This window comes from Rhodococcus pyridinivorans, from assembly GCF_900105195.1.
GTDB lineage: Bacteria > Actinomycetota > Actinomycetes > Mycobacteriales > Mycobacteriaceae > Rhodococcus > Rhodococcus pyridinivorans.
This window is the reverse complement of record NZ_FNRX01000002.1, coordinates 1,579,167-1,601,665: the sequence shown is the minus strand read 5'-3', so window position 1 is coordinate 1,601,665 and position 22,499 is coordinate 1,579,167. Positions and strand designations below refer to the sequence as shown.

The window sequence follows — 22,499 nt, the reverse complement described above, 5'->3', positions numbered from 1 at the left end:
ATCCGGTTCGGGCATGATGTCGCCGTGCGTGTTCCCCGTCGAGATCAACCCGCGCGGCGCGAGGCCGCTCGGGTGTTCGAACCGGGAGAACCCACATGGAATACAACGCAATGATCGAAATCGACGCCGACCTCGATCTCCTGACCGACGACGAGACCGTCGACCTCATCGAACCGATCGTCCCGCACCACGGGGCGGTGGGCCGCAGCGACAACGGTCGCGCCCAGCTCATCATCACCGTCGACGCCGTCGACGCGATCCACGCCCTGCGGTTCGTGCGCGACCTGATGCAGGACTCGCACTCGTCCTACCGCGTGAACGCGGTGGATGTATTGCCCACCAGCGCGTTCGACGCGATCTACGGTTTCGGCGACTACTTCGCCTGATACGGGAGCGCGGTGGGGGTCCGCGCTGCGCGGACCCTCACTTGCGGCGCCCGAACCTGCGCATGCCGAGCAGGTAGCGCGGGATCGACCGGAACGGGACCCGCACCGGCCAGTCGTCGGGACGGAAGTACGCCTCGGTGCCGCCGTCGACCACCACGACGCTGCCCGTCATGAAGTCCGCCGCCGGGGACAGCATGAATTCGACCCACCGCGCGATCTCGTCGGGCTTCCCGAAGCCCCCGAGCGGAACGGGGAAGCTCTCCACCACCTTCCCGAGGGGGCTCTCGAGTTGCGCGTCGAGCAGCGGGGTGGAGATCGCTCCGGGCGCGAGGATGTTGAGGCGGATGCCGGCACCCGCCCACTCGGGGGTGACCGCGGCGCGTCGCGCCCATCGGGTCACGGCGATCTTCGACGCCGCATAGGTGAACGGCGGGCCCGCCTGCGAGATGCGGGTGGTGCGCACGACGCCCTTGTCCATGTCGCCGGCGAGGAAGGCCTTCACCGCCGAGTTCGGCACGCCGGGAGTCGTGGTCGTCGAATTGGATCCGAACACCACGACCTTGCTGTTCGCGGAGGCGGCCAGAGCTGCTCGCCATCCGACAAGCAGGTCGATCACGCCGCGCACGTTGACCTGCGCGATGATCTCCTCCTTGCCGGGGGTGGGGCCCAGGCCCGCGGCGAGCACGGCACCGTCGAGACGGCTGCCCGCCAGCTCGAGCGTGGCCCGGACGGCGTGGGAACGACCCTCCGGAGTGGATAGGTCCGCCGTGACCTCGGTGTCCTTCAGGTCGATGCCGATCACCGTGTGCCCGGCGGCCCGCAGCCGCTCCGCGCTCGCCCGGCCCATTCCCGAGGCGGCACCCGTCACCGCATAAGCCGCCATGTGCCCCTCCATCGTTGGATTCGGGGCACGTTACAGCGAGGCGACCGCCTCGTGCAGCAGGGCGACGTACCGAGCGAGACCTGCCGCGTCGAGGACATCCGGGGAGGTCGTCACCGACAGGGTCACGGTGTCGCCGATCCCGTGCACGCCGTGGGTGAGCGCCTGCACGGGCGACAGGCCCGGGAAGCCCGAGGTGAACCGCACCCGCCCGCCACCGAGTTCCAGGTCGGCCGGACCTCGGTAGACGCTCGACACGACGGTGTTGCCCGTGACGGTGGGTGGGACGACGGACAGGTCGAGTCGGTCGGTACCGAACCGCAGCAACGGTGCGGGGACGTGGTCGTCGGTGCGGACCCGGATCGCCATGGCGGGGTGCCGCGCACGGATCCGTTGCAACGCCAGGTCGGCGGCGATCGCCGCGGCACGTTCGTGCGGTTCGCGGAGCGCGCAGTGCAGGTCGACGCCGACGTTGCGGTAGCTGTTGCGGGCCGTGCCCGGCGCCACCGCGACCGGCACCTCGGCGGACAGTTCGTCGACGCCGAGGAGCTGCGACAGGGCGGCGCCGATGGCCGTGAGCGCGCCGATGGTGACCGTGCCGACGCCGCGCAGGGCGGCGGAGTCGAACACGAGTGTGCGGACCGTCCGCCGCGGCCCGGGTGCGGTGTTCACAGCGACCAGCGGCCTCCCCGGGGTGGGTGGCGGCACCGAGGGGTCGGCGAGCTGTCGCGCCGCATCCACCGACCGCCGCCCGTCGGCGATCACCCGTGGAATCGAGAACGGCAGCCGCAGGACGGCACGCGTAAGCATCCCGGCGGGCGAGAGGGCGCGCGGCGGTGTCGTGGGTGTCGCGGTGCCCGCCAGCAGATCGCGGGCGAGCGCGGAGGTGCGCACCCCGTCGGCGAAGGCGTGCGACATCTGCAGGACGACCACGAGGGCGGGACCGTTCCCGCGCGGAGCACCCGTGACATGTGGGAAGACGTGCAGTCGCCACGGCGAGACGGTGACGTCGACGCGGGTCGCGACGAGCCCGGACAGCGCGACGAGCATCTGTTCGTAGCTGCCGGATTCGTGGACGACGAACCGGTCTTCTGCTGGGGTGTGCGCTGCCCAGTAGGGATAGTCGAGACCCGCGGGTACCTCGACCATCCGTACCTGCAGTTCCCCCATCACCGCCGCCCGCGACCGCAGTTCGTCGAGCACGTCGGCGACCGGAGTCGCGGGGGCGTCGAAACAGTAGAGGGCGAACAGGTCGCCCGGGATGCGGTCGCCGAGCCATTCCCGGCGCGCGTCCGACGGATGCATCTGCACAAGGTCACAGTCTGCCTGCCGCCGGAGGCACGTGCGGGGCGGGTATGAATGGATCATGAGCGACGACACGACCGATCCGTACCTATGGCTCGAGGACGTCACCGGCGAGGAACAACTCGACTGGGTGCGTGCCCGGAACGACCGAACGGTCGAGGAGTACACCCGCACCGAGAGCTTCACCGACCTCGAATCCCGCATCCGCGAGATCCTCGACACCGACGCCCGCATCCCCTATGCGCGTCGGCGGGGCGAGTACCTCTACAACTACTGGCGGGACGCCGAGCACGTACGCGGCCTGTGGCGTCGCACGACGATGGAGCAGTACCTGCGCGACGAACCCGAATGGGACGTCCTCGTCGACCTCGACGCCGTCGCCGAGGAAGAGGGCGAGAACTGGGTGTGGTCGGGTGCCCAGGTGCTGCGGCCCGATCAGACCCGCGCGCTCATCAGCTTGTCGCGCGGTGGTGCCGACGCGAGTGTGATCCGCGAGTTCGATCTCGTCGAGCGACGATTCGTCTCGGGCCCGGACAGTTTCGAACTACCCGAGGCGAAGACGGACATCGGGTGGATCGACTCCGACACCGTCTATGTGGGAAGCGATTTCGGCGACGGGTCGCTCACCGACTCGGGTTATCCGCGACTCGCGAAGCGTTGGCGGCGCGGCACTCCGATCGATGAGGCCGAGACGGTCTTCGAAGGTGAGCGCACCGATGTCGCTGTCTCCGCCTGGTACGACAACACTCCCGGATACGAGCGCAGCTTCGTCGACCGCGCGATCGACTTCTACCGGGCGCAGCGTTTCGAACTCACCGCGGACGGCGAGCTCGTCGAACTGGATGTTCCCGACGACGCGCGGGTGAGCGTGTACCGCGACCACCTGCTCGTGCGCACCCGCTCCGAATGGCTCGGCCATCCCGCCGGCACGCTGCTCGCCGCGAACTATCCGGCCTTCCTCGCCGGCTCGCGTGAGGTGACGGTGCTGTTCGCCCCGGACGAGCACACCTCGCTCGAGCAGTACGCGTGGACGCAGAATCACCTGCTCGTCGTCACACTGCGCGACGTGCAGACCCGCGTGCGGGTGCTCACACCGGGTGAGGACGGTTGGTCGGACGAGGAACTGCCCGACGTCCCCGATGCCACGTCGACTTCGATCATCGACGTCGATCCGCTCAACAGCGACGACTTCTTCCTCAACTCCAGCGGTTTCACGATCCCTGCGACCCTGCTGTCGGGGACGGTCGGCGGCCCGGTGGAGGCGATCAAGCAGGCCCCGTCGTTCTTCGACGCCGAGGGCATCACCGTCGAGCAGTTCTTCGCGACGTCCGACGACGGCACGCAGGTGCCCTACTTCGTGGTCGGCAGCAACACCGGAACCCCTTCGCCCACACTGTTGTACGGGTACGGCGGGTTCGAGAACTCGATGGTGCCGGCCTACAGCGGCGGCGTCGGGCGGGCGTGGCTCGAGAAGGGCTACACCTACGTCATCGCGAACATCCGCGGTGGCGGCGAGTACGGACCCAGCTGGCACACGCAGGCCCTGAAGGAAAACCGGCACAAGGTCTTCGAGGACTTCGCCGCGGTCGCGAAGGATCTCGTCGCGCGCGGGATCACGACGGCCGAGCAGCTCGGCACCCAGGGCGGCAGCAACGGCGGTCTGCTCATGGGCGTGATGCTCACCCGCTATCCCGAACTGTTCGGGGCGATCGTGTGCCAGGTGCCGCTGCTCGACATGAAGCGCTACCACCTGCTGCTCGCCGGTGCGTCGTGGATGGCCGAGTACGGCGACCCCGACAACCCCGCGGAGTGGGAGTTCCTGTCGAAGTACTCGCCGTACCAGAACACCGACCCGGATGCCGACTACCCGCCGATCCTCATCACCACGTCGACGCGCGACGACCGGGTGCATCCCGGCCATGCGCGGAAGATGGTGGCGCGGCTCGAAGAGCAGGGTCACGAGGTCCGGTACTACGAGAACATCGAGGGCGGCCACGGCGGCGCTGCCGACAACGCCCAGGCGGCGTTCAAGTCGGCGCTGACGTTCACCTTCCTGGCGGACAAGCTCGCGAACCGGTGAACTTCGGGGAGGCTGTGTGCGTTCTCGTCGAGAAAGACGCACACAACCTCCCTCATCTCGCCGGTCCGGTGGACTCGCGGACGACGAGCTGCGTCGGGAGCACGAGTTCGTCGGCCACCGCGACCCGCTCGTAGGCCTGCCGGGCGAGCATCTCGATGGCGCGCGCCCCGGCGTCCTCGGTGCGTTCGGCGAGCGTGGTGAGCGACGGCCGGCACAGGTCGGAGCCGAAGATGTTGTCGAATCCGACCACGCTCACGTGCTCCGGGACGGACACCCCGCGTTCCCGCATCCGGCGCAGCACCCCGATGGCGAGCATGTCGTTGTGGCACACCACCGCGGTGGCACCGGCCGCCACGGCGGCGTCGGCCGCGGCGGCACCGCCACCGAGCGTCGGCGAGTAGGGGCCGAAGCGACGCATCGCGATGCCGTGAGCCTGCGCCGCGGCCTGCAGACCGGCCCAGCGCCGCGCTCCCGACCACGACTCGGGCGGACCGCCGAGGAACAGCAACGAGCGGTGCCCGAGCGACGCGAGGTGGTCGACGATCTGCCGCGTGCCCGTCTCGTAATCGGCGACAACGCAGGAGATTCCGCGGATCGCCCGGTTCACCAGGGTCACGGCGTCGAATTCGGCGACGCGCCGCAGCTCGTCGTCCGGCATACGGGCGGCCGCCAGGACGAAACCGTCGACGGCCGGCCCCAGCCGCCGGATGATGTGCGCTTCGGTGGTCGCGCTCTCCTGGGTGTCGGCGAGGACGAGGGTCCGGCCGGAGGCGACGGCGGCGCGTTCGGCCCCCTTGATCACGCCCGAGAAGAAGGGGTTCGTGATGTCGGGGACCAGCAGCGCCAGGGTGTTGGTGCGTCCCGATTCGAGGGCGCGGGCCGCGGGGTTGGGTGCGTAGCCGAGCCGGTCGGCGACCTCGAGGATGTGGTCGCGAGTGGCGGCGTTGACGCGACCGGGCTTGGTGAACGTGCGCGAGACCGTCGACGCCGCGACCCCTGCCTCGCGGGCCACATCGGTGATGGTGGCGCGTTTCCGTGAACGTGGAGAGGCCGACATACGGACAGTATGGCAAAAAAAATGGCAAACGATTGTCGTGGGCTGCGCCACACCCATAACGTCCGTGTATCCGATACTGAAGACCCACCCCCCGAGGCATCCGATGACTGAAAACACCACGGTGCAGCGCACGCCCCGCAAGGCGGCCCTCGCCGCGTGGAGCGGCAGCGCACTGGAGTACTACGACCTGGCGATCTACGGCACCGCCGCTGCGCTCGTCTTCCCCAAGATCTTCTTCCCCGAAGGGAACCAGGCGGTCGCGACCGTCGCGTCGCTCGCCACCTTCGGCGTCGCCTACGTCGCGCGCCCGTTCGGGTCCATCCTGATGGGCCACATCGGCGACCGCTTCGGCCGCAAGCTGATCCTCGTCGGCACGCTGCTGCTGATGGGTGTCTCGACATTCCTCATCGGTTGCCTGCCGACCTACGGACAGATCGGCATGCTCGCACCGATCCTGCTGGTCGTGCTGCGACTGCTCCAGGGACTGTCCGCCGCGGGTGAGCAGGCCGGCGCGAACTCCATGTCGTTCGAACATGCCCCCGACGACAGGCGTGGTTTCTTCACCAGCTGGACGCTGAGCGGCACGCAGGGCGGCCAGGTGCTCGCACCGCTGATGTTCCTGCCGGTGATCGCCCTGCTGTCCGAGGAGCAGTTGCAGTCGTGGGGCTGGCGAGTGCCCTTCTGGATCAGCGCCGTGATCGTGCTGATCGGTTTCCTCATCCGCCGCAGCCTCGACGAGACCCCCGAGTTCCACGCCGAGAAGGCGCACGCCGAGGCACCCAAGGCGCCGCTGGCCGTGCTCTTCCGCCACCACTGGACCGGCGTCCTGCGGGTCTTCTTCGCGGCTTTCATCGCCATGGTCAACACGGCCTTCCAGGTGTTCGCCCTCAACTTCGCCACAGCCGACGAGTACGGCATCGGCATCAGCGACACCACGATGCTGTGGCTGGCAATCGTCGCCAACATCATCGCCGTCGGCACCATCCCACTGTGGGCCATGCTGTCCGACCGCATCGGCCGCAAACCGGTCTTCGTCTCCGGCCTGATCGGCAGCGCCGTGATGGTGACGGCCTTCCTGTGGTCGATCTCGCGGGGCGACGTGCCGCTCGTCCTCGTCACCGGCATCCTTCTCGCCGGCGTGATCTACAGCATGCCGAACGCGGTGTGGCCCGCGACCTATGCCGAGTACTTCCCCACCAGCGTCCGACTGTCGGGCATGGCGATCGGCACCCAGTTCGGCTTCGCGCTCGCCGGCTTCACCCCGGCCATCGCAGGGTCGCTCATGGACGGCAACGCCGACAACTGGTACCGCGTGGCCCTGTTCTGTGTCGGCGCCGTCGTCATCTCGTTGATCGCGGTGGCCACCGGACCGTCCGGAACCCACAAGGTCCCCACCCGTGAGATCGGCCTGCTCCCCCACGACCGCAACACCACGCCGGTCCCCGCCGGAGCCGCATCGTGAGTGCGCGTCCCATCATCGCCGTGCTCAACGGGCCCAATCTGAACCTGCTCGGCACGCGCGAACCCCGTCTCTACGGCACCGCAACACTGGCGGACATCGAGAAGTCGTGCCGCCGCACCGCCGACGACCTGGGCTTCGACATCGACTTCCGGCAGAGCAACCACGAGGGCGCACTCATCGACGCCGTCCACGAACTCCGCGAATCGGCAGCCGGTTTCGTCGTCAACGCCGCAGCCTACACGCACACCTCGGTCGCACTGCACGACGCGCTCGTGACCGTCGCGGCACCGATCGTGGAAGTGCACCTGACCAACGTCCACGCCCGCGAGGAGTTCCGGCACCGTTCGTTCGTCGCTCCCGTCGCGAAGGCCGTGATCGCCGGATGCGGCCCCGACGGATACGAGTTCGCCGTCCGTCACCTGGCCGCACTCGCACTCGATACCGAGAAGAAGGAAAGCTCCCGATGACCACCGCAGCGCCCGCACGTACGTCCTTCCTGCTGGGCCTGTTCGGCGCCGGGATCAACGGTTCGCTCACCCCGGCCATGCAGGAACGGGAGGGCTTCGCCTCGGGACTGAACCTGACCTACCGCCTCGTCGACGCCGAGCGCCTCGGCTACGGCGCCGAGAACCTGGCCGAGATGCTCGACTGGGCACAGCGTTTCGGCTTCGACGGGCTCAACATCACGCACCCCTTCAAGCAGGTCGTCATCCCCCTGCTCGATGAGTTGTCCGACGACGCCCACGATCTCGGCGCGGTCAACACGGTGGTGTTCCGGGACGGTCGCGCACTCGGCCGCAATACCGACTGGTCCGGCTGGGGGCGCGCGTTCCGCCGCCGGCTGCCCGAGGCCGTCTCCGACCGCGCCGTGCTGGTCGGGGCCGGCGGTGCCGGTTCGGCCGTCGGGTACGCGCTGCTCGAACAGGGCTCCGCGCACGTGTCCATCGTCGACGTCGACGTCGAGAAGGCGCAGGCCTGCGCGACCCGCCTGGCCAAACGCTTCGGCGACGACCGGGTCCGCGCGACCACCGATCTCGCCGGCGCTCTGGCCTCGGCGCAGGGTCTGGTCAACGCGACCCCCACAGGCATGACCGGCCACCCCGGCCTGCCCGTCCCCGCCGAGCTCGTCCGCGAGGACCTGTGGGTCTCCGACGTCGTGTACTTCCCGCTCGAGACCGAACTGATCCACCTCGCCCGCTCCCGCGGATGCCGCGTGGTGCCCGGTGGCGGCATGGCCGTCTTCCAGGCCGTGGGTGCCTTCGAGTACTTCACGGGCGTCGAACCCGACGCCGAACGAATGGTCCGACACTTCGAGGAGCTGACCAGCTGATGCGCCGCGGAATCGCCACCGTCTCGCTCTCCGGTGTTCTCGCCGACAAACTCGACGCGATCGCCGCTGCAGGATTCGACGGGATCGAAATCTTCGACAACGACCTCATCGCGTCGCCGCTGTCACCCGCCGAGGTAGCGCGGCGCTGCGCCGATCTCGGTCTGTCGATCGACCTGTTCCAGCCGATCCGCGACATCGAGGGCGTCGACCCGCGGCGATTCCCCCACGTCCTGCACCGCGTCCGCCGCAAGCTCGAGGTGATGAACGAGCTCGGCGCAACGACCTTCCTGGCGTGCTCGAACGCGCTGCCGACCGCGATCGACGATCCAGAACTGTCCGCCGAACAGCTGCGCGCCGTCGGCGATCTCGCCGCCTCGCACGGGGTCACCTTCGCCTACGAGGCCCTCGCCTGGGGACGCCACGTCAACCGGGTCGGGCAGGCGTGGAATCTCGTCGAACGCGCCGACCACCCGGCCGTGACGCTGGCCGTGGACACCTTCCACATGCTCGCACGCGGCGACGACGGACGCGCCCTGGCCGGCATCCCCGGCGAACGCATCGGCTTCCTGCAGGTCGCCGACGCCCCGGTGCTCGACATGAACGTCCTCGAATGGAGCCGCCACTTCCGGTGCTTCCCGGGGCAGGGCATGCTCGACGTCTCCGGGGTGGTCGCGGCCGTGCTCGACGCCGGTTACGACGGTCCGCTCTCGCTCGAGGTCTTCAGCGACGTGGTGCGCGAAGCGGATCCGCATGTGACCGCGCGCGACGCGATGCGGTCGCTGCTGTTCCTCGAGGACCGGCTCGGTGCGCGGGTCACCGGGCCCGCACGCGAGAAGGTGACGGTCGCACCGCCGCTTCCGGCGCACACCGACGCGGCGTTCGTCGAACTCGCCGACCCCGACCGCACCGACTACCCGGCGCTGCTCACCGGACTCGGATTCCATGTCGCCGGCCGGCACCGCAGCAAGCCCGTCGTGTGGTGGCGCAACGGCGGCGCGAACGTCGTCCTGAACGAGGAGCCCGCGCCGGGCCCCGCCGCGACCGCGCTGGGTCTCGTCGCCCCCGACGTCGCCGCGGTGGCCGAACGCGCCGCGAACCTGCTGTGGCCCGCGGTCGACCGCACCCGAGGGGAGGGTGAAGCAGGCCTGCCGGGCATCACCTCGCCCTCCGGTCTGCACATCTTCGTCAGTGCCGAGCCGGGGCAGACCGACGACTGGCACAACGACTTCGTGTCCGACGACGCGGCAGCCACTCCCCCGGCCGACGAGGGATGGCTCGGTCTCGACCATGTCGACGTGACGGTCGCGGCGGACGACCTGAACCAGGAGCTGTCGTTCTTCCGCACCCTGTTCGGACTGCGGCCGGAAGACCCCGAGGAGTACATCCAGCCGCAGGGCCGCCTGCGCATCCGTGCACTGCGCGCGGAGAAGGGTGACCTGCGGGTCGCGCTGAACGTCTCCGAGACCGGTGCTGCGCCCCAGCTGCACGGTGTGACCCAGCTGGCCTTCGCCACGGCCGACGTCGTCGACTCGGTACGCCACGCACGTGCGCGCGGCGTGGAGTTCCTCCGGCCGCCCGCGAACTACTACGCGGATCTCGACGCGCGGTTCGTGCTCGACCCCGCCCTGCTCGCCGTCCTGCAGGACAACGGCCTGCTCTACGATCGCAACGACGACGGTGGCGAATTCCTGCACGCCTACACGCTCCCGGTGCAGGGCAATTTCCAGGTCGAACTCCTCGAACGGCGCGGCGGCTACACCGGATACGGCTCCCCCAACGCGCACGTCCGGCTCGCCGCTGCTGCCCGCGCGGGATCAGCGGTCGCGTAGCCAGGCCACGATCTTCGCTACGGTGTCGTTGTTGTCGCGGATCCATCCGTTGTGGCCCAGTGCCCGCGGGTTGTGCCACCGGGCGACGTCGGCGGAGGGCAGCTTCTCGAGCAGGTGCTGCGCCGACGCGACCGGGGTGAGGTCGTCGTCTTCGATCGTGATCGACAGGACGGGCAGCGTGAGACGCCCGACCCGTTCCTCGTAGTCGATGTCCGCACCGGCCGGTTCGAACCGGCCGGTGCGGGCCAGTCGCGCCCAGTCGGAGATCAGCACGCGCGACTGCCGGCCGAAACCGGCGACGTCGATGCGATCACCGGGCCAGAAACCGGCCACCGCGGCGGTCAGCGACATCGCCGTCGACCCGAGCCACAGTCCCGGCCCGCGGATGCCCACGTGCTGGCGGTAGTAGGGCGTGCCCGAGGTGACGAGGATCAGTCCGCCGAGCCGGCCGCGGATGCGCGCGGCGTAGAGCACCCCGAGTTGGCCGCCCATGGAGTGGCCGAGAAGGTACGGCGTCGAGTCGGGGAAGCGCTCCCGCACCACCTCGAAGACAGCGGGGAAGTGCGTCGCGACGATCTCGTGGTAGCCGTAGGTGCTGTCGGGTCCGGGCCTCGGACGGCTGTCGCCCTGGCCGGCCAGTTCACAGATCGCCGCGTCGAATCCGTGCTCGGTGATCGCCTGCCCGAACGGCTCGTAGTAACCGGCAGGGATGCCGAGCCCCGGCACGATCACCACGACGGCGCGGGAGGCGTCGCGGCGTGTCTCGTGCTCGTGGTCGGGTCCCGCGAAGAGGCGCACCGGGGCCGTGGTGCCCCCGGGAAGCTGGATCGGTACGGTCTCCACCGGCCCAGACTAGGCCGATCCGGACGCGGCGGGTGCCGGTTTCCCCAGTGTCCCTGCCACCCCGAGTCCGGAATTCAGGGTCGGGATGGGGGTCGTGCCCGGATGTGCTCGGGCCGGGTCGCGGCGGACGATCGAAATGTCCGGTCCAGCACCCTTTCGGAGGAACCCATGCGTACTCTTGTCACCCGCTCCCGTCTCGCGACCGCCGCCGTCCTGTCGCTCGGCACCGCCGCAGTACTGCTCGGAACAGGAGCTGCCACAGCACAACCCGCGCCCGGTGTGGTCGGCTTGAGCGAGCAGGCCGCGGTCGCCGTGCTCGCCGCGGAGGGTGTGCCGTACTCGATCGTCAACCGGTCCGGTTCCGCCGGCGGCGACTGCACCGTGACCGCTCAGCGCGACCGGGGATACCGGACCGAGGTCGAGTACGAATACGACAGTGACGACAACGAGTTCGATCGTGTCGAACGTCAGGTGTGGCGCGGGGTCGGCCTGACGGTCGTGTGCCGCTGACGCCTCCCTGCGGTCAGTCCAGACCGAAACCGCGCTCCCGCAGAGCTTCCCGCATCTGTTCCCTGCTCCCGAGCGCGCCGGGCGACGCGAAGCGCCCGAGTACACGTTCGACCCAGCTCTCCGCCAGACCCTGATCGCGGTAGAAGCCGGAGATCTCCTCCTCATAGGCGGCGAGGCCGGCATCCCGTTCCTCGGTCGAGTACTGCTCGCGATGCAGCACCACGTCCTGACCCAACCGCGGCTTGACCTCCGACTCCACCTCGGGATCGGGACGGCCCACCACCAGCCCGACCACAGCGAAACTGTGGTCGGGCAGAGCCAGTTCTGCGGCCACGTCACGCGGATGGTTGCGGATGGCCCCGATGTAGACGGTGCCGAGGCCGAGCGATTCCGCGGCGAGCACCGCATTCTGTGCGGCGAGCGCGGCATCGACCACCCCGAGCAGCGCGGACTCCACGTAGTCGACGTTGACGAGATCCTTGCCGTGCTGCTCGGCGACCCGCGCCGCCCGGGCGAGGTCGGCCACCCACACGAGCAGCAGTGGAGCGTCACGCACCGCCGGCTGGTTGCCGGCGAAAGTCGCGATCCGGGCGAGCCGGTCGCGGTCGGTGACGGCCACGACGCTCCACAACTGCAGGTTGCTCGAGCTCGCGGCGGACGAAGCCGCGGCCACGATCGCGCACAGATCATCCTCGGAGACCGCTTCGGGAAGGAACTTTCGCACGGAGCGATGCGCCAGTTGGAGAGCGATGACGTCGTTCCACGCGCCGGAACCACCGTGTCCGGCCACCTGCTCGGCGGCCCGGGTGCCGTACCTGCGGCGCAATGCGGCGAGCTGTTCGTCGAGGACGACGTCGGTCATGACGGGAGATCTCCTTTTGATCGGCAGTACCGACGGTCGAGTCTGCCTCCTCGCGCCCCGGTCGCCGAGCATTGCCCTCAGCGTGATTTCTGCGTTGTTCGGGCCGGCTCGTCCGACCGACCCCGAGACGAAGATCAGGGTGAAGATCCGGGCCGTTCCCGGATGTGCCGAGACCGTTACGGCGACAGGATGAATACATGAACTTCGAGAACCAGGCTCCCCGTCCCTTCACCCGCTCCTCGTCCCAGCGCATGCTCGGTGGTGTGTGCGCCGGACTGGCCGAGTACTTCAACGTCGACCTCAACCTCGTGCGTGCAGGCGCAATCCTCGCAGCCTTCGTCACGGGCGGCACCGCCGTGTTGCTCTACCTCGCCCTGTGGATGCTGATCCCCGAGAACTGATCCGGGTCACGGGGTCGGCCGAGACGACGACACCCCCGGCGGAGATCCGCCGGGGGTGTCGTATTCCGCTGCGAGGCAGCGGCACAGCTGTTCAGCTCAGCAGGAACTACTGGCCGAGGCCGAGAACGGCACTGCCGGTCTCGAGCAGGGTGCCGAGCAGTTCGGTGCCGCCGAGCAGTTCGAGGGCAGAGCCGATGAGTTCGATGACGTCCATGTGAATCTCCTTCGTCCGATCACATACCGGACGGGTCTCGTCCGATTGCTTTTCGCCTACCCGGAATTCCGATCGGAATTCCGTCGGGCTCGCATCAATTCTCAACACATTCGACGCGCCCGCGCGAGCCGAGAATACGCAAATCGGATGTGATGACATTCACACTCGCGGCGAAGGCTGTACGGGCTCACAAATGCCCAGTTCACGGCGTCAAGGAAAGAAAACGGAACGTCCGTACCCATTTATTTTCGTTTGAATTCGATATTTCCGTTCGACCCGATTCATCCTGTTCGGTGACCGTTTACGGCGAATCGACCGATCCGGCGAAGAAATATCGACCGAAAGAAGATGCCCGATTCGACCGCAATCGAATCGGGCATTTCCGGTGGATCCGGGACCGCTACAGTCCGACCGCCTGCGACAGAAGCGGCCACGAGTTGCGCAGATCGTCCTCCCAATAGTCCCAGGAGTGCGTACCCGCCGGCCGCAGGTCGATCTGGGCGGGGATGTCCAGTTCCTCGAGCCGCTGGGCCATCCGCTGCGTGCAGTGGTGGACCGCCGCCTCGATGCTGCCGCCGACGACCACCTGACCGACGAGCCCGATCGGGTCGTTGTTCACCGACCGCGACCCGAGCCGCTCGTACTGCCCGGGCAGACCCGAACCCGACGAGATGTACAGGTCGATACCGCGGAGCTTCTCGGCCTGGAGATAGGGATCGTTCTCGATCCAGGCCGGATCACCGACCGGGCCCCACATGTTCTCGGGGTCGCCACCCTTGACGCGTACGACGGCCTGCACGTAGGACTGCCCCAGCGGCGTGCTCGTCTCGGCGCATCCGCTGTACGCCCCGACCGCCTCGTACAGCTCGGGGGCCGTCGTGGCGAGGCCGAGCACCGACGTCCCCGACATCGACACTCCCGCAATGGCGTTGCGTCCCGATGTCCCGAACTCCGTGTCGATGACCGGCGGGAGTTCGTGCGTCAGGAAGGTCGTCCACATGTTGCGGCCGAGTGCGGGATCGTCGTTGCGCCAATCGGTGTAGTAGCTGTAGCCGCCGAGGAGCGGCGTGACGACGTTGATGTTCTTGTCCGAGAAGAAGTCCTCGACGTCGGTCTGCTTCTCCCAGGTGGCGATCCCCTGCCCGCCTCCCGAGCCGTTGATCAGGTAGAGGGTGGGACGCGGTTCGCTCGAGTCGGCGGGCGTCCGGATCCGGAGGGGGATCACCTTGTCCATCGACGGTGAGTAGACGTTCGCGATGACGGTGCGGTCGCTCTCGTGCTCGACAGAGGTCAGCTCTCCCACCGGTCGCTGATCGTCGGCTTCTACCGACTGCGCGAGAGCGCCTCCGGGAGCCGCGAGGACCATCGACGTTCCCATCGCCACCGTGAGCAGTACCCGCCGTAACCAGGACGACCGCATATTCTCTTCCCCTCGTCGATCCGTCTGGCTGCGCACCTCGGACCGGTTGCGGATCGGCACGAACCTCCGGAACCGGATGAAGTGACACTTTCGTGACATTCATCGTCCGCGGAGCCCCTTTCGTAACGAATATGTGATCGTTCCGTACCGGAGGCCGGAATCGTCGGGGAACAGCACGAGGCCCGACCCCACCGGAGTGGGATCGGGCCTCGTGTGGCTCAGGGGCGGATCAGAAGTCCTCTCCGCCTGCAGGGGCGGATCAGAAGTCCTCTCCGCCTGCAGGGGCGGATCAGAAGTCCATGCCGCCCATGCCGCCGGTCGGGTCGCCCACGGGAGCGGCGGCCTTCTCCGGCTTGTCGGCGACGACGGCCTCGGTCGTCAGGAACAGAGCCGCGATCGACGCAGCGTTCTGCAGCGCCGAGCGGGTGACCTTGACCGGGTCGTTGATGCCCGCTTCGAGCAGGTCCTCGTAGTCGCCGGTCGCAGCGTTGAGGCCGTGGCCGGCCTCGAGGTTGCGGACCTTCTCGGCGACGACGCCGGGCTCGAGGCCGGCGTTGAAGGCGATCTGCTTCAGCGGCGCCTCGAGAGCGACCTTGACGATGTTGGCACCCGTAGCCTCGTCGCCCTCGAGCTTGAGGTCGTCGAGAACCGGAGCGGCCTGCAGCAGGGCCACGCCACCACCGGCGACGATGCCCTCTTCGACGGCAGCCTTCGCGTTGCGGACGGCGTCCTCGATGCGGTGCTTGCGCTCCTTGAGCTCGACCTCGGTCGCGGCACCGGCCTTGATGACGGCGACGCCGCCGGCCAGCTTCGCGAGGCGCTCCTGCAGCTTCTCACGGTCGTAGTCCGAATCCGACGCCTCGATCTCGGCGCGGATCTGGTTGACGCGACCGGCGATGGCGTCGGGATCGCCCGCGCCCTCGACGATGGTGGTCTCGTCCTTGGTGACGACGACCTTGCGGGCCTGGCCGAGCAGCTCGATGCCGGCGGTCTCGAGGGAGAGGCCGACCTCTTCGCTGACGACCTCGCCACCGGTGAGGATGGCGATGTCGGCGAGCTGGGCCTTGCGACGGTCACCGAAGCCCGGAGCCTTGACGGCGACCGACTTGAAGGTGCCGCGGATCTTGTTGAGGACCAGAGTGGACAGAGCCTCGCCCTCGACGTCCTCGGCGATGATCAGCAGCGGCTTGCCCGACTGGATGACCTTCTCGAGCAGCGGCAGCAGGTCCTTGACCGTGGAGATCTTGGAGCTGACGAGCAGGATGTAGGGATCCTCGAGCACGGCCTCCTGACGCTCTGCGTCGGTGGCGAAGTAGAGGGAGATGTAGCCCTTGTCGAAGCGCATGCCCTCGGTCAGCTCGAGCTGGAGGCCGAAGGTGTTGGACTCCTCGACGGTGATGACGCCTTCCTTGCCCACCTTGTCGATGGCCTCGGCGATGAGCTCACCGATCGCGGGGTCGCCGGCGGAGATGCCTGCGGTGGCGGCGATCTGCTCCTTGGTCTCGACCTCCTTGGCGGTGTCGAGCAGCTTGGCGGTGACGGCCTCGACGGCCTTCTCGATGCCGCGCTTCAGGCCGAGGGGGTTGGCGCCCGCAGCAACGTTGCGCAGACCCTCGCGGACGAGCGCCTGGGCGAGCACGGTAGCGGTGGTGGTGCCGTCACCCGCGACGTCGTCGGTCTTCTTGGCAACTTCCTTGACCAGCTCGGCGCCGATCTTCTCGTACGGATCCTCGAGCTCGATCTCCTTGGCGATGGACACACCATCGTTGGTGATCGTGGGGGCGCCCCACTTCTTCTCGAGAACGACGTTGCGACCCTTGGGGCCCAACGTCACCTTGACTGCGTCGGCGAGGCTGTTGAGGCCCCGCTCGAGGCCGCGACGGGCCTCTTCGTCGAACGCGATGATCTTGGCCATTGCGAAGTGATCCTCCGGGTATGGGGGTGACACCGGAGCGATCGCTCGTCGGATCGCTCCATGTACGCCTTCGGCCGGAAGCAGTGCCCGCGACGGACGACCAGGGGTGTCGAAAACCCGGTCTCACCCTACCGACCTGGCACTCACGTGTTGCGAGTGCTAAGTGCATTTTTAGCACTCGGGGGTGGCGAGTGCAAGACTACCGGCACCTGCCACCCCCGTCACGAAATCCGCGAAAGACCGACTACACGGTCGTCCGGATCATCGGTGCCGCGCTCGCTCAACGCGGCGTCGAGCCGACCCCCACGGCGCACCACTGTCCCGTCGCGGTGTTGACCGCGAACGACTGGGCTCCGACGCACGTGACGCCGGTGGTGTCGGCCGTGGCGCCCGACCCGTAGCCGGCCACCGACAGGGTCGTCGCCGGACCCTGAGCCCACGAGTGGCTCAGTCCGCCGCCGAGCGCGTAGGCGAACGACCGGCCGCCGTCACGGGCTGCACTGAGCGCCGTGCCGAAGCCCGTCGCGTGGGCTTCGGCGGCACCGGTCGACTCGGCGACCGACACCGCGGTGCCGCTGTCGGCGGCATACGCGCGAGCGAAGGCGTCCTCGGCGGTGGCGCCGCAGCTGGCGGTATCGGACACCAGGATGTCGTTGGCAGAAGGAGGCGACACACAGGTCACCGGCGCCGCTGCGGCGGTACCCCCACCGAACAGCGCGGCCGAGGCCACACCGACGGCGACGAGTACACCGGCCCGGAACGAACGGCGCGCGGTGAGAACGGATCGGAAGGAACGAATGGACAAGAACGGGCTCCTCTGCACTGGAGTGCCTCTTCGCGAAAGGCTGCGTCTGCGCGGACTGGGGAACGAGCGCCCCGCGCGAACGGGGGGCCGGCGCCCCGGCGGTAGGGTACCGATCACATGCGTCTCACGCGAGACCGCCTGTCACAGACTGTCGAGGAGCCCCGGGAGAGCGGCGACGGAGTCGATGACGTGGTCGGGACGATCGACCGCCAGGTCCAGGACGGATTGCCGAAACTTTCCGGTACGCACCAGGATTCCCGTCATACCGAGGCGTTGCCCCGGGACGACCTCGCCCGCGATGTCGTCGCCGACGACCACCATCCGATCCGGTTCGACACCCATCCGCTCCGACGCGACGAGGAAGCCGCGCAGCGACGGCTTGCCCACCGCCACCACCGACCGGCCGGTGAGCTCCTCGAGTCCGGCCAGGTAGACCCCGGTGTCGATGCGCAACTCGTCGGCGGCCTGCCACGCGAGCGCCCGGTGCATCGCGACCACCGGAACGTCCTCGAGCATCAGTTCGGCGACGCGACTCATCGCCCGGTGCGTGAAGGCATCCCCCGCGCCACCGAGGATCACCACTTCCGGATCGTCCTCGTCCAGCACGAGACCGTCGAGATCCGCGGCGATGTCGCCCTCGTTGAGGACCCAGCAGCGCAGACCCGGATAGGTCTGCCGGACGTGGTCGACGGTGAGGGACACCGCGGTGACGATCTCGTCCGGCGACACCTCCATCCCGAGATCGGTGAGCCGCTGCGCGATCTCGGCGCACGTCCGGGAGGTGGTGTTGGTGAGGAAGGCGCGGCGGACGCCGTCGGCACGCAGTCGTGCCAGGACATCCGCCGCGCCCGGGACGGGCTGCCACTCGGTGACGAGCACGCCCTCGATATCGAACAACACCCCGTCTACACGCGTCATGCATCGAGCCTATCCGCGTGCGTGCCTACGGCGACAGGCTCGGCTCACACGCTTCCGGCGAGACGCTCGGCGAGCAGGCGGGTGAACCGCGCCGGATCCTCCACCTCGCCACCCTCGGCGATCAGCGCCATGCCGTGGAGCAGCTCGGCGACGTCGGCGAGCGAGGCGTCGTCCGGACGCTGTTCCCGGGCCGTGCGCAGACCCGACACGAGCGGGTGATCGGGGTTGAGTTCCAGGATCCGCTTGACCCGCGGCACCGGCTGACCGGACGCCTTGTACATCCGCTCGAGGGCGGGCGACATGCTGAAGGTGTCGCCGACGATGCACGCCGGGGAGGACGTCAGGCGCGACGAGAGCCGCACGTCCTTGACCTGCTCGTCGAGGGTCTCCTTCATCCACGACAGCAGGTCGCCGAACTCCTTCTCCTTCTCCTCGCGTTCGGCTTCGGCGGCCTTCTTCTCGTCCTCGGTACCGAGGTCGACGTCGCCCTTGGCGATCGACTGGAAGCGCTTGCCCTCGAATTCCGGAACGGAGGTCACCCACATCTCGTCGACGGGGTCGGTCAGGAGCAGCACCTCGATGCCCTTGTCGCGGAACGCCTCCATGTGCGGGGAGCTCTCGAGCAGCTGCCGCGACTCGCCGGTGAGGTAGTAGATCGCGTCCTGGCCGTCCTTCATGCGCTCGACGTAGCCGGCGAGCGTGGTCTGCTCCTCCTCGCTCGCCGTCGAGTCGAACGACGAGATCGCCAGCAGCGTGTCGCGGTTGTCGGTGTCGGAGATCAAACCTTCCTTGACGACCCGGCCGAACTCGCGCCAGAATTTCGTGTACTTCTCGGGTTCCTTCGCGGCCATGTCCTTGACGGTCGCCAGGACCTTCTTCGTCAGGCGGCGGCGGATGGCCCGGATCTGCCGGTCCTGCTGCAGGATCTCACGAGAGACGTTGAGCGACAGGTCCTGCGCGTCGACCACACCCTTGACGAAACGCAGGTACTCGGGGACGAGATCCTCGCAGTCGTCCATGATGAACACGCGCTTGACGTACAGCTGCACGCCGGTGCGCCGTTCGCGGGCGAACAGGTCGAAGGGCGCGTGCTCCGGGATGAACAGCAGCGCCTGGTACTCGAAGGTGCCCTCGGCCTTGAGCGGGATGACCTCGAGCGGCTCGTCCCAGGCATGGGCGATGTGCTTGTAGAAGTCCGTGTACTCCTCCTCGGAGACCTCGTCCTTCGAGCGCGCCCACAACGCCTTCTGCGAGTTGAGGGTCTTGGTCTCGAAGGTCACCTCGTCGGTGCCGTCCTCCGACTTCGTGGTGCGCGAGACCTCCATGCGGATCGGCCACGCGATGAAATCCGAGTACTTCTTGACGATCTCCTCGAGCTTCCACTGCGAGGTGTAGTCGAACAGGTGGTCCTCGGCATCCTCGGGCTTGAGATGCAGGACCACCGAGGTGCCCTGGGGCGCGTCGTCGACCTCGGCGATCGTGTAGGTGGATTCGCCGCTGGACTCCCAGCGCGTACCGGTCTTCTCCCCGGCCTTGCGGGTGACGAGCGTGACCTTGTCGGCGACCATGAACGACGAGTAGAAGCCGATACCGAACTGGCCGATCAACTCCTCGGAAGCGGCGGCGTCCTTGGCCTCGCGCAGCTTCTGCCGGAGTTCGCCCGTGCCGGACTTCGCGAGGGTGCCGATGAGATCGACGACCTCGTCGCGGTTCATGCCGATGCCGTTGTCGCGCACGGTCAGGGTGCGCGCATCCTTGTCCACCTCGAGCTCGACGTGCAGGTCGGAGGTGTCGACGTCGAGATCCTTGTTTCGGAAAGACTCCAGCCGGAGCTTGTCCAGGGCGTCCGACGCGTTGGAGATCAACTCGCGCAGGAAGGTGTCCTTGTTCGAGTAGATCGAGTGGATCATCAGATCCAGCAACTGCCGCGTCTCGGCCTGGAATTCACGCTGTTCGACGTTCGTACTCATTCCGGGTTCCCTTTCCACAAGCAGAACTTCCCCGGAAATAGTAAGCCGTCCGCGAGTCCGGCCCGTTCGCGCTTCCGGGTCCATGATGGAGGTGCAGACTTCGTCGTTCACAGGAGGTTGCGATGACGGTTCGTCGGACAGTGGTCGTCGGTGCGGGCATCGTGGGTCTGTCCACCGCGTGGTTTCTGCAGGATCGAGGCATCGAGGTCACGGTGCTCGATCGGGTCGGCGTGGCGGGTGACGCCTCGTGGGGCAACGCCGGGTGGCTCGCGCCGGCACTGACCCTGCCGCTACCCGAGCCGGGGGTGCTGCGTTACGGCTTGCGCTCGATGTTCCGGCCGTCGTCGCCCGTCTACGTGCCGCCCACGACGGATGTGCGGTTGCTGCGCTTCCTCGCCGACTTCGCCCGGCACTGCACGAGACGGCAGTGGACGTCGTCGATGAAGGTCTTCGCGCGCGCCAACCGCCTCGCCCTCGATGCCTACGACGATCTCGCCCGCGGGTCGGGCGACACGATCGTCACCGAACCGACGCGGGTCGCCGATCCGTTCCTCGCGGCGTTCACCTCGGACGACGACCGTCGGCTGCTGGTCGAGGAGTTCGAGCACGCGCGTGCCGCCGGCAGCGAGATCGACTTCGACCTGCTCGACACCGACACGCTGCATTCGCTCGAACCGCTGCTCGGGGACTCGGTGCGGGTGGGTCTCCGGATCCGGGGGCAGCGGTTCATCGATCCGCCGCGGTTCGTCGCCTCGCTGGCGCACGCGGTCCGCGCCCGGGGTGCGGAGATCGTCACCGACGTCGACGTCGAGGAGGTGCGCGACACCGGTCGCGGGGTGGATGTCGTCGTGGCCGGTGGGCACTCGCGGTCGGCGGATGCGGTGGTACTCGCGAACGGAGCGTGGCTCGGGTCGCTCGCCCGGCCGTTCGGCGTGCGCACGCAGGTCCAGGCCGGTCGTGGCTACAGCTTCAGCGTGCGGCCGCCGAGCCTGCCGAAGAACCCGGTCTACTTCCCGGCCCAGCGGGTGGCGTGCACACCCCTCCAGGACCGTTTCCGGGTCGCGGGAATGATGGAGTTCCGCAGTCCCGACGCCCCGCTCGACCCGCGACGCATCCGGGCGATCGTCGACGCGACCCGTCCGCTGTTGCGTGAGGTCGACTGGGACGGGCGCAGCGAGGAGTGGGTGGGCTCACGGCCGTGCACGGCGGACGGGCTCCCGTTGATCGGCCGCACCCGTTCGGATCGGGTGTACGTCGCCGGCGGGCACGGGATGTGGGGCGTGGCGCTCGGTCCCCTCACCGGACGGCTGCTCGCCGGGTCGATGACCGGCGAGCCGGATCCGTTGCTCAGGTCGTTCGATCCGCTGCGCTGACCGGTCCGGGTTCGAGACGGTCGCGCACGCGGTCGAACCATTCGAGGACGGCCCGTTCGTAGAGGATGCCGAAGTCGAGGGTCGCCGCGGCGTGCGGCGGGAGGATGTCGGCCGCCGCCTGCTGTTCGTAGGCGGCGAGCTGCTCCTCGTGTCTGCGGCGATGCTCGGCGAGCATCGAGGCGAGGCGCTCGGGCGAGAGGTGATCGCCGAAGGCGACGGTCAGCAGCAGCGGATGGCGGATGTTCTCATCGCCCGGTTCGCGGTCGATCCATTCGGCGAAGGCCGTGCGTCCGGCCTCGGTCAGCAGGTAGGGCTTGCGGTCGCGCGGGCCCTTCTCCCCTGCCTCGATCAGTCCCTGCCGTTCCATCGCGGCCAGTTCCCGGTAGACCTGGCTCGTCGTCAGCGACCAGAACTTGCCGATGCGCGCCTGTGCGGTGGACACCACCGGCCCCGGTATCGCGACATCGCCGCTGCGCGTCTCCGATGCCGAGCGCGAAACGATCGTGGAGGAGCTCGGGCGCCATCTCACCGCCGGACGGTTGACGATCGGCGAGTTCGACGAGCGTGTGGCCCGGGTCTACCGCGCCGTGACGCAGGACGACGCCGGCGCCGTTCTCGCCGACCTGCCGTCGACACTCGTTCCCACCCCGTCCCCGCCGGCCGGCAAACCGTTCCCACGTCTGCGCCTGCCGCTCCACCAGCGCATCGAATGGGGAGCATGGGCCACCGTGGGATCGATCAATCTCGTGGTGTGGGCACTGGTCTCGCTCGGAACGGCCTCGTCGATCTACTTCTGGCCGATCTGGGTCGTCGTTCCGTGGGGCATCGTGCTGGCGGTGCGCACCGCGCTCGGGGTCGAGGGCGGGCCCGGCCGCCGCAGTGTGCCCGGTGGGCGCGAGAACAATGGTCCGGCGGGTCCGACCTGTCTGCAATAGTCGG

General features: G+C 68.4%; 20 protein-coding genes and 1 pseudogene. 10 read left to right on the top strand and 11 right to left on the bottom strand.

The window, feature by feature from the left end:
• The first annotated feature begins 95 nt into the window (after window positions 1-95).
• Complete coding sequence (locus tag BLV31_RS07885; RefSeq protein WP_064061821.1) at window positions 96-386, top strand: hypothetical protein; 291 nt, start codon at window positions 96-98, stop codon at window positions 384-386.
• A gap of 37 nt (window positions 387-423) precedes the next feature.
• Here the strand turns inward: BLV31_RS07885 and BLV31_RS07880 are convergent, their stop codons facing one another.
• Both BLV31_RS07880 and BLV31_RS07875 read right to left on the bottom strand, forming a co-directional pair.
• Window positions 424-1,269 carry an SDR family oxidoreductase gene (locus BLV31_RS07880; RefSeq protein WP_064061822.1) on the bottom strand — a complete coding sequence of 282 codons (846 nt, stop codon included), beginning with the start codon at window positions 1,267-1,269 and terminating at the stop codon, window positions 424-426.
• A gap of 30 nt (window positions 1,270-1,299) precedes the next feature.
• Window positions 1,300-2,634, bottom strand: coding sequence for a wax ester/triacylglycerol synthase domain-containing protein (locus BLV31_RS07875; RefSeq protein ID WP_081263517.1), 1,335 nt, complete (start codon window positions 2,632-2,634; stop codon window positions 1,300-1,302).
• Here BLV31_RS07875 and BLV31_RS07870 point away from each other — a divergent pair.
• Complete coding sequence (locus BLV31_RS07870) at window positions 2,633-4,651, top strand: prolyl oligopeptidase family serine peptidase (RefSeq protein WP_072740478.1); 2,019 nt, start codon at window positions 2,633-2,635, stop codon at window positions 4,649-4,651. The two genes, BLV31_RS07875 and BLV31_RS07870, sit on opposite strands and share 2 nt — an antisense overlap.
• 52 nt (window positions 4,652-4,703) lie before the next feature.
• Here BLV31_RS07870 and BLV31_RS07865 read toward each other — a convergent pair whose 3' ends face one another.
• Window positions 4,704-5,708 (bottom strand): LacI family DNA-binding transcriptional regulator, encoded by a 1,005-nt coding sequence (locus BLV31_RS07865; RefSeq protein WP_064061550.1) that lies wholly within the window; start codon window positions 5,706-5,708, stop codon window positions 4,704-4,706.
• Between the two features lie 103 nt (window positions 5,709-5,811).
• On the opposite strand from BLV31_RS07865, the gene BLV31_RS07860 reads away from it, so the two are divergent.
• From BLV31_RS07860 to BLV31_RS07845, 4 genes are read left to right on the top strand one after another with little or no spacing between them, the layout of a single operon-like run.
• On the top strand, window positions 5,812-7,170 hold the full coding sequence (locus BLV31_RS07860) for an MFS transporter (RefSeq protein ID WP_033096161.1): 1,359 nt from the start codon (window positions 5,812-5,814) through the stop codon (window positions 7,168-7,170).
• Window positions 7,167-7,637 carry a type II 3-dehydroquinate dehydratase gene (gene aroQ / locus BLV31_RS07855; RefSeq protein ID WP_064061551.1) on the top strand — a complete coding sequence of 157 codons (471 nt, stop codon included), beginning with the start codon at window positions 7,167-7,169 and terminating at the stop codon, window positions 7,635-7,637. The genes BLV31_RS07860 and aroQ overlap by 4 nt, the downstream gene beginning before the upstream one ends.
• A complete protein-coding gene (locus BLV31_RS07850; RefSeq protein WP_064061552.1) occupies window positions 7,634-8,500 on the top strand; it encodes a shikimate dehydrogenase in 867 nt (288 codons plus the stop codon). Before aroQ ends, BLV31_RS07850 begins: the two co-directional genes overlap by 4 nt.
• Entirely contained in the window at window positions 8,500-10,329 is a 1,830-nt protein-coding gene (locus BLV31_RS07845) for a sugar phosphate isomerase/epimerase and 4-hydroxyphenylpyruvate domain-containing protein (protein WP_064061553.1), read from the top strand. The genes BLV31_RS07850 and BLV31_RS07845 overlap by 1 nt, the downstream gene beginning before the upstream one ends.
• Here BLV31_RS07845 and BLV31_RS07840 read toward each other — a convergent pair.
• The gene (locus BLV31_RS07840) at window positions 10,315-11,172 is read right to left on the bottom strand and encodes an alpha/beta hydrolase family protein (RefSeq protein ID WP_006553617.1); all 858 of its coding nucleotides are present in this window, start codon (window positions 11,170-11,172) and stop codon (window positions 10,315-10,317) included. The two genes, BLV31_RS07845 and BLV31_RS07840, sit on opposite strands and share 15 nt — an antisense overlap.
• A gap of 168 nt (window positions 11,173-11,340) precedes the next feature.
• On the opposite strand from BLV31_RS07840, the gene BLV31_RS07835 reads away from it, so the two are divergent.
• Window positions 11,341-11,682: a hypothetical protein gene (locus BLV31_RS07835; RefSeq protein ID WP_064061554.1), complete on the top strand. Its 342-nt coding sequence runs from the start codon at window positions 11,341-11,343 to the stop codon at window positions 11,680-11,682.
• 13 nt (window positions 11,683-11,695) lie between these two features.
• Here BLV31_RS07835 and BLV31_RS07830 read toward each other — a convergent pair whose 3' ends face one another.
• Window positions 11,696-12,544 carry an NADPH-dependent oxidoreductase gene (locus tag BLV31_RS07830; RefSeq protein WP_064061555.1) on the bottom strand — a complete coding sequence of 283 codons (849 nt, stop codon included), beginning with the start codon at window positions 12,542-12,544 and terminating at the stop codon, window positions 11,696-11,698.
• Between the two features lie 197 nt (window positions 12,545-12,741).
• Here BLV31_RS07830 and BLV31_RS07825 point away from each other — a divergent pair, with 197 nt between their 5' ends.
• Window positions 12,742-12,945, top strand: coding sequence for a PspC domain-containing protein (locus BLV31_RS07825; RefSeq protein ID WP_064061556.1), 204 nt, complete (start codon window positions 12,742-12,744; stop codon window positions 12,943-12,945).
• Between the two features lie 614 nt (window positions 12,946-13,559).
• On the opposite strand, the gene BLV31_RS07820 is transcribed toward BLV31_RS07825, so the two are convergent.
• From BLV31_RS07820 to htpG, 5 genes are all read right to left on the bottom strand, one after another.
• Entirely contained in the window at window positions 13,560-14,579 is a 1,020-nt protein-coding gene (locus BLV31_RS07820) for an alpha/beta hydrolase (protein WP_064061557.1), read from the bottom strand.
• Window positions 14,580-14,868: 289 nt separating this feature from the next.
• Window positions 14,869-16,494 carry a chaperonin GroEL gene (gene groL, locus BLV31_RS07815; protein ID WP_024101799.1) on the bottom strand — a complete coding sequence of 542 codons (1,626 nt, stop codon included), beginning with the start codon at window positions 16,492-16,494 and terminating at the stop codon, window positions 14,869-14,871.
• A gap of 280 nt (window positions 16,495-16,774) precedes the next feature.
• Complete coding sequence (locus BLV31_RS07810; RefSeq protein WP_064061558.1) at window positions 16,775-17,299, bottom strand: DUF6764 family protein; 525 nt, start codon at window positions 17,297-17,299, stop codon at window positions 16,775-16,777.
• Between the two features lie 141 nt (window positions 17,300-17,440).
• The gene (locus BLV31_RS07805) at window positions 17,441-18,217 is read right to left on the bottom strand and encodes an HAD-IIA family hydrolase (RefSeq protein ID WP_024101800.1); all 777 of its coding nucleotides are present in this window, start codon (window positions 18,215-18,217) and stop codon (window positions 17,441-17,443) included.
• Window positions 18,218-18,261: 44 nt separating this feature from the next.
• A complete protein-coding gene (htpG, locus tag BLV31_RS07800) occupies window positions 18,262-20,187 on the bottom strand; it encodes a molecular chaperone HtpG (protein ID WP_033096166.1) in 1,926 nt (641 codons plus the stop codon).
• A gap of 122 nt (window positions 20,188-20,309) precedes the next feature.
• On the opposite strand from htpG, the gene BLV31_RS07795 reads away from it, so the two are divergent.
• Complete coding sequence (locus BLV31_RS07795; protein WP_033096167.1) at window positions 20,310-21,560, top strand: NAD(P)/FAD-dependent oxidoreductase; 1,251 nt, start codon at window positions 20,310-20,312, stop codon at window positions 21,558-21,560.
• Here the strand turns inward: BLV31_RS07795 and BLV31_RS07790 are convergent.
• Window positions 21,535-22,005, bottom strand: a pseudogene (locus BLV31_RS07790) (PadR family transcriptional regulator); the annotation flags it as partial. The gene BLV31_RS07795 and the pseudogene BLV31_RS07790 sit on opposite strands and share 26 nt — an antisense overlap.
• Here BLV31_RS07790 and BLV31_RS07785 point away from each other — a divergent pair.
• Window positions 21,995-22,495 carry a DUF1707 SHOCT-like domain-containing protein gene (locus BLV31_RS07785; protein WP_235367122.1) on the top strand — a complete coding sequence of 167 codons (501 nt, stop codon included), beginning with the start codon at window positions 21,995-21,997 and terminating at the stop codon, window positions 22,493-22,495. The pseudogene BLV31_RS07790 and the gene BLV31_RS07785 sit on opposite strands and share 11 nt — an antisense overlap.
• Window positions 22,496-22,499 lie beyond the last annotated feature (4 nt).

What these genes read in the sequence shown, in the direction of transcription:
- BLV31_RS07885 (WP_064061821.1), top strand. Translation starts at nt 96, where the DNA reads ATGGAATACAACGCAATGATCGAAATCGACGCCGACCTCGATCTCCTG.
- BLV31_RS07880 (WP_064061822.1), bottom strand. Translation starts at nt 1,269, where the DNA reads ATGGCGGCTTATGCGGTGACGGGTGCCGCCTCGGGAATGGGCCGGGCG.
- BLV31_RS07870 (WP_072740478.1), top strand. Translation starts at nt 2,633, where the DNA reads ATGAGCGACGACACGACCGATCCGTACCTATGGCTCGAGGACGTCACC.
- BLV31_RS07875 (WP_081263517.1), bottom strand. Translation starts at nt 2,634, where the DNA reads ATGATCCATTCATACCCGCCCCGCACGTGCCTCCGGCGGCAGGCAGAC.
- BLV31_RS07865 (WP_064061550.1), bottom strand. Translation starts at nt 5,708, where the DNA reads ATGTCGGCCTCTCCACGTTCACGGAAACGCGCCACCATCACCGATGTG.
- BLV31_RS07860 (WP_033096161.1), top strand. Translation starts at nt 5,812, where the DNA reads ATGACTGAAAACACCACGGTGCAGCGCACGCCCCGCAAGGCGGCCCTC.
- BLV31_RS07850 (WP_064061552.1), top strand. Translation starts at nt 7,634, where the DNA reads ATGACCACCGCAGCGCCCGCACGTACGTCCTTCCTGCTGGGCCTGTTC.
- BLV31_RS07845 (WP_064061553.1), top strand. Translation starts at nt 8,500, where the DNA reads ATGCGCCGCGGAATCGCCACCGTCTCGCTCTCCGGTGTTCTCGCCGAC.
- BLV31_RS07835 (WP_064061554.1), top strand. Translation starts at nt 11,341, where the DNA reads ATGCGTACTCTTGTCACCCGCTCCCGTCTCGCGACCGCCGCCGTCCTG.
- BLV31_RS07830 (WP_064061555.1), bottom strand. Translation starts at nt 12,544, where the DNA reads ATGACCGACGTCGTCCTCGACGAACAGCTCGCCGCATTGCGCCGCAGG.
- BLV31_RS07825 (WP_064061556.1), top strand. Translation starts at nt 12,742, where the DNA reads ATGAACTTCGAGAACCAGGCTCCCCGTCCCTTCACCCGCTCCTCGTCC.
- BLV31_RS07820 (WP_064061557.1), bottom strand. Translation starts at nt 14,579, where the DNA reads ATGCGGTCGTCCTGGTTACGGCGGGTACTGCTCACGGTGGCGATGGGA.
- groL (WP_024101799.1), bottom strand. Translation starts at nt 16,494, where the DNA reads ATGGCCAAGATCATCGCGTTCGACGAAGAGGCCCGTCGCGGCCTCGAG.
- BLV31_RS07805 (WP_024101800.1), bottom strand. Translation starts at nt 18,217, where the DNA reads ATGACGCGTGTAGACGGGGTGTTGTTCGATATCGAGGGCGTGCTCGTC.
- htpG (WP_033096166.1), bottom strand. Translation starts at nt 20,187, where the DNA reads ATGAGTACGAACGTCGAACAGCGTGAATTCCAGGCCGAGACGCGGCAG.
- BLV31_RS07795 (WP_033096167.1), top strand. Translation starts at nt 20,310, where the DNA reads ATGACGGTTCGTCGGACAGTGGTCGTCGGTGCGGGCATCGTGGGTCTG.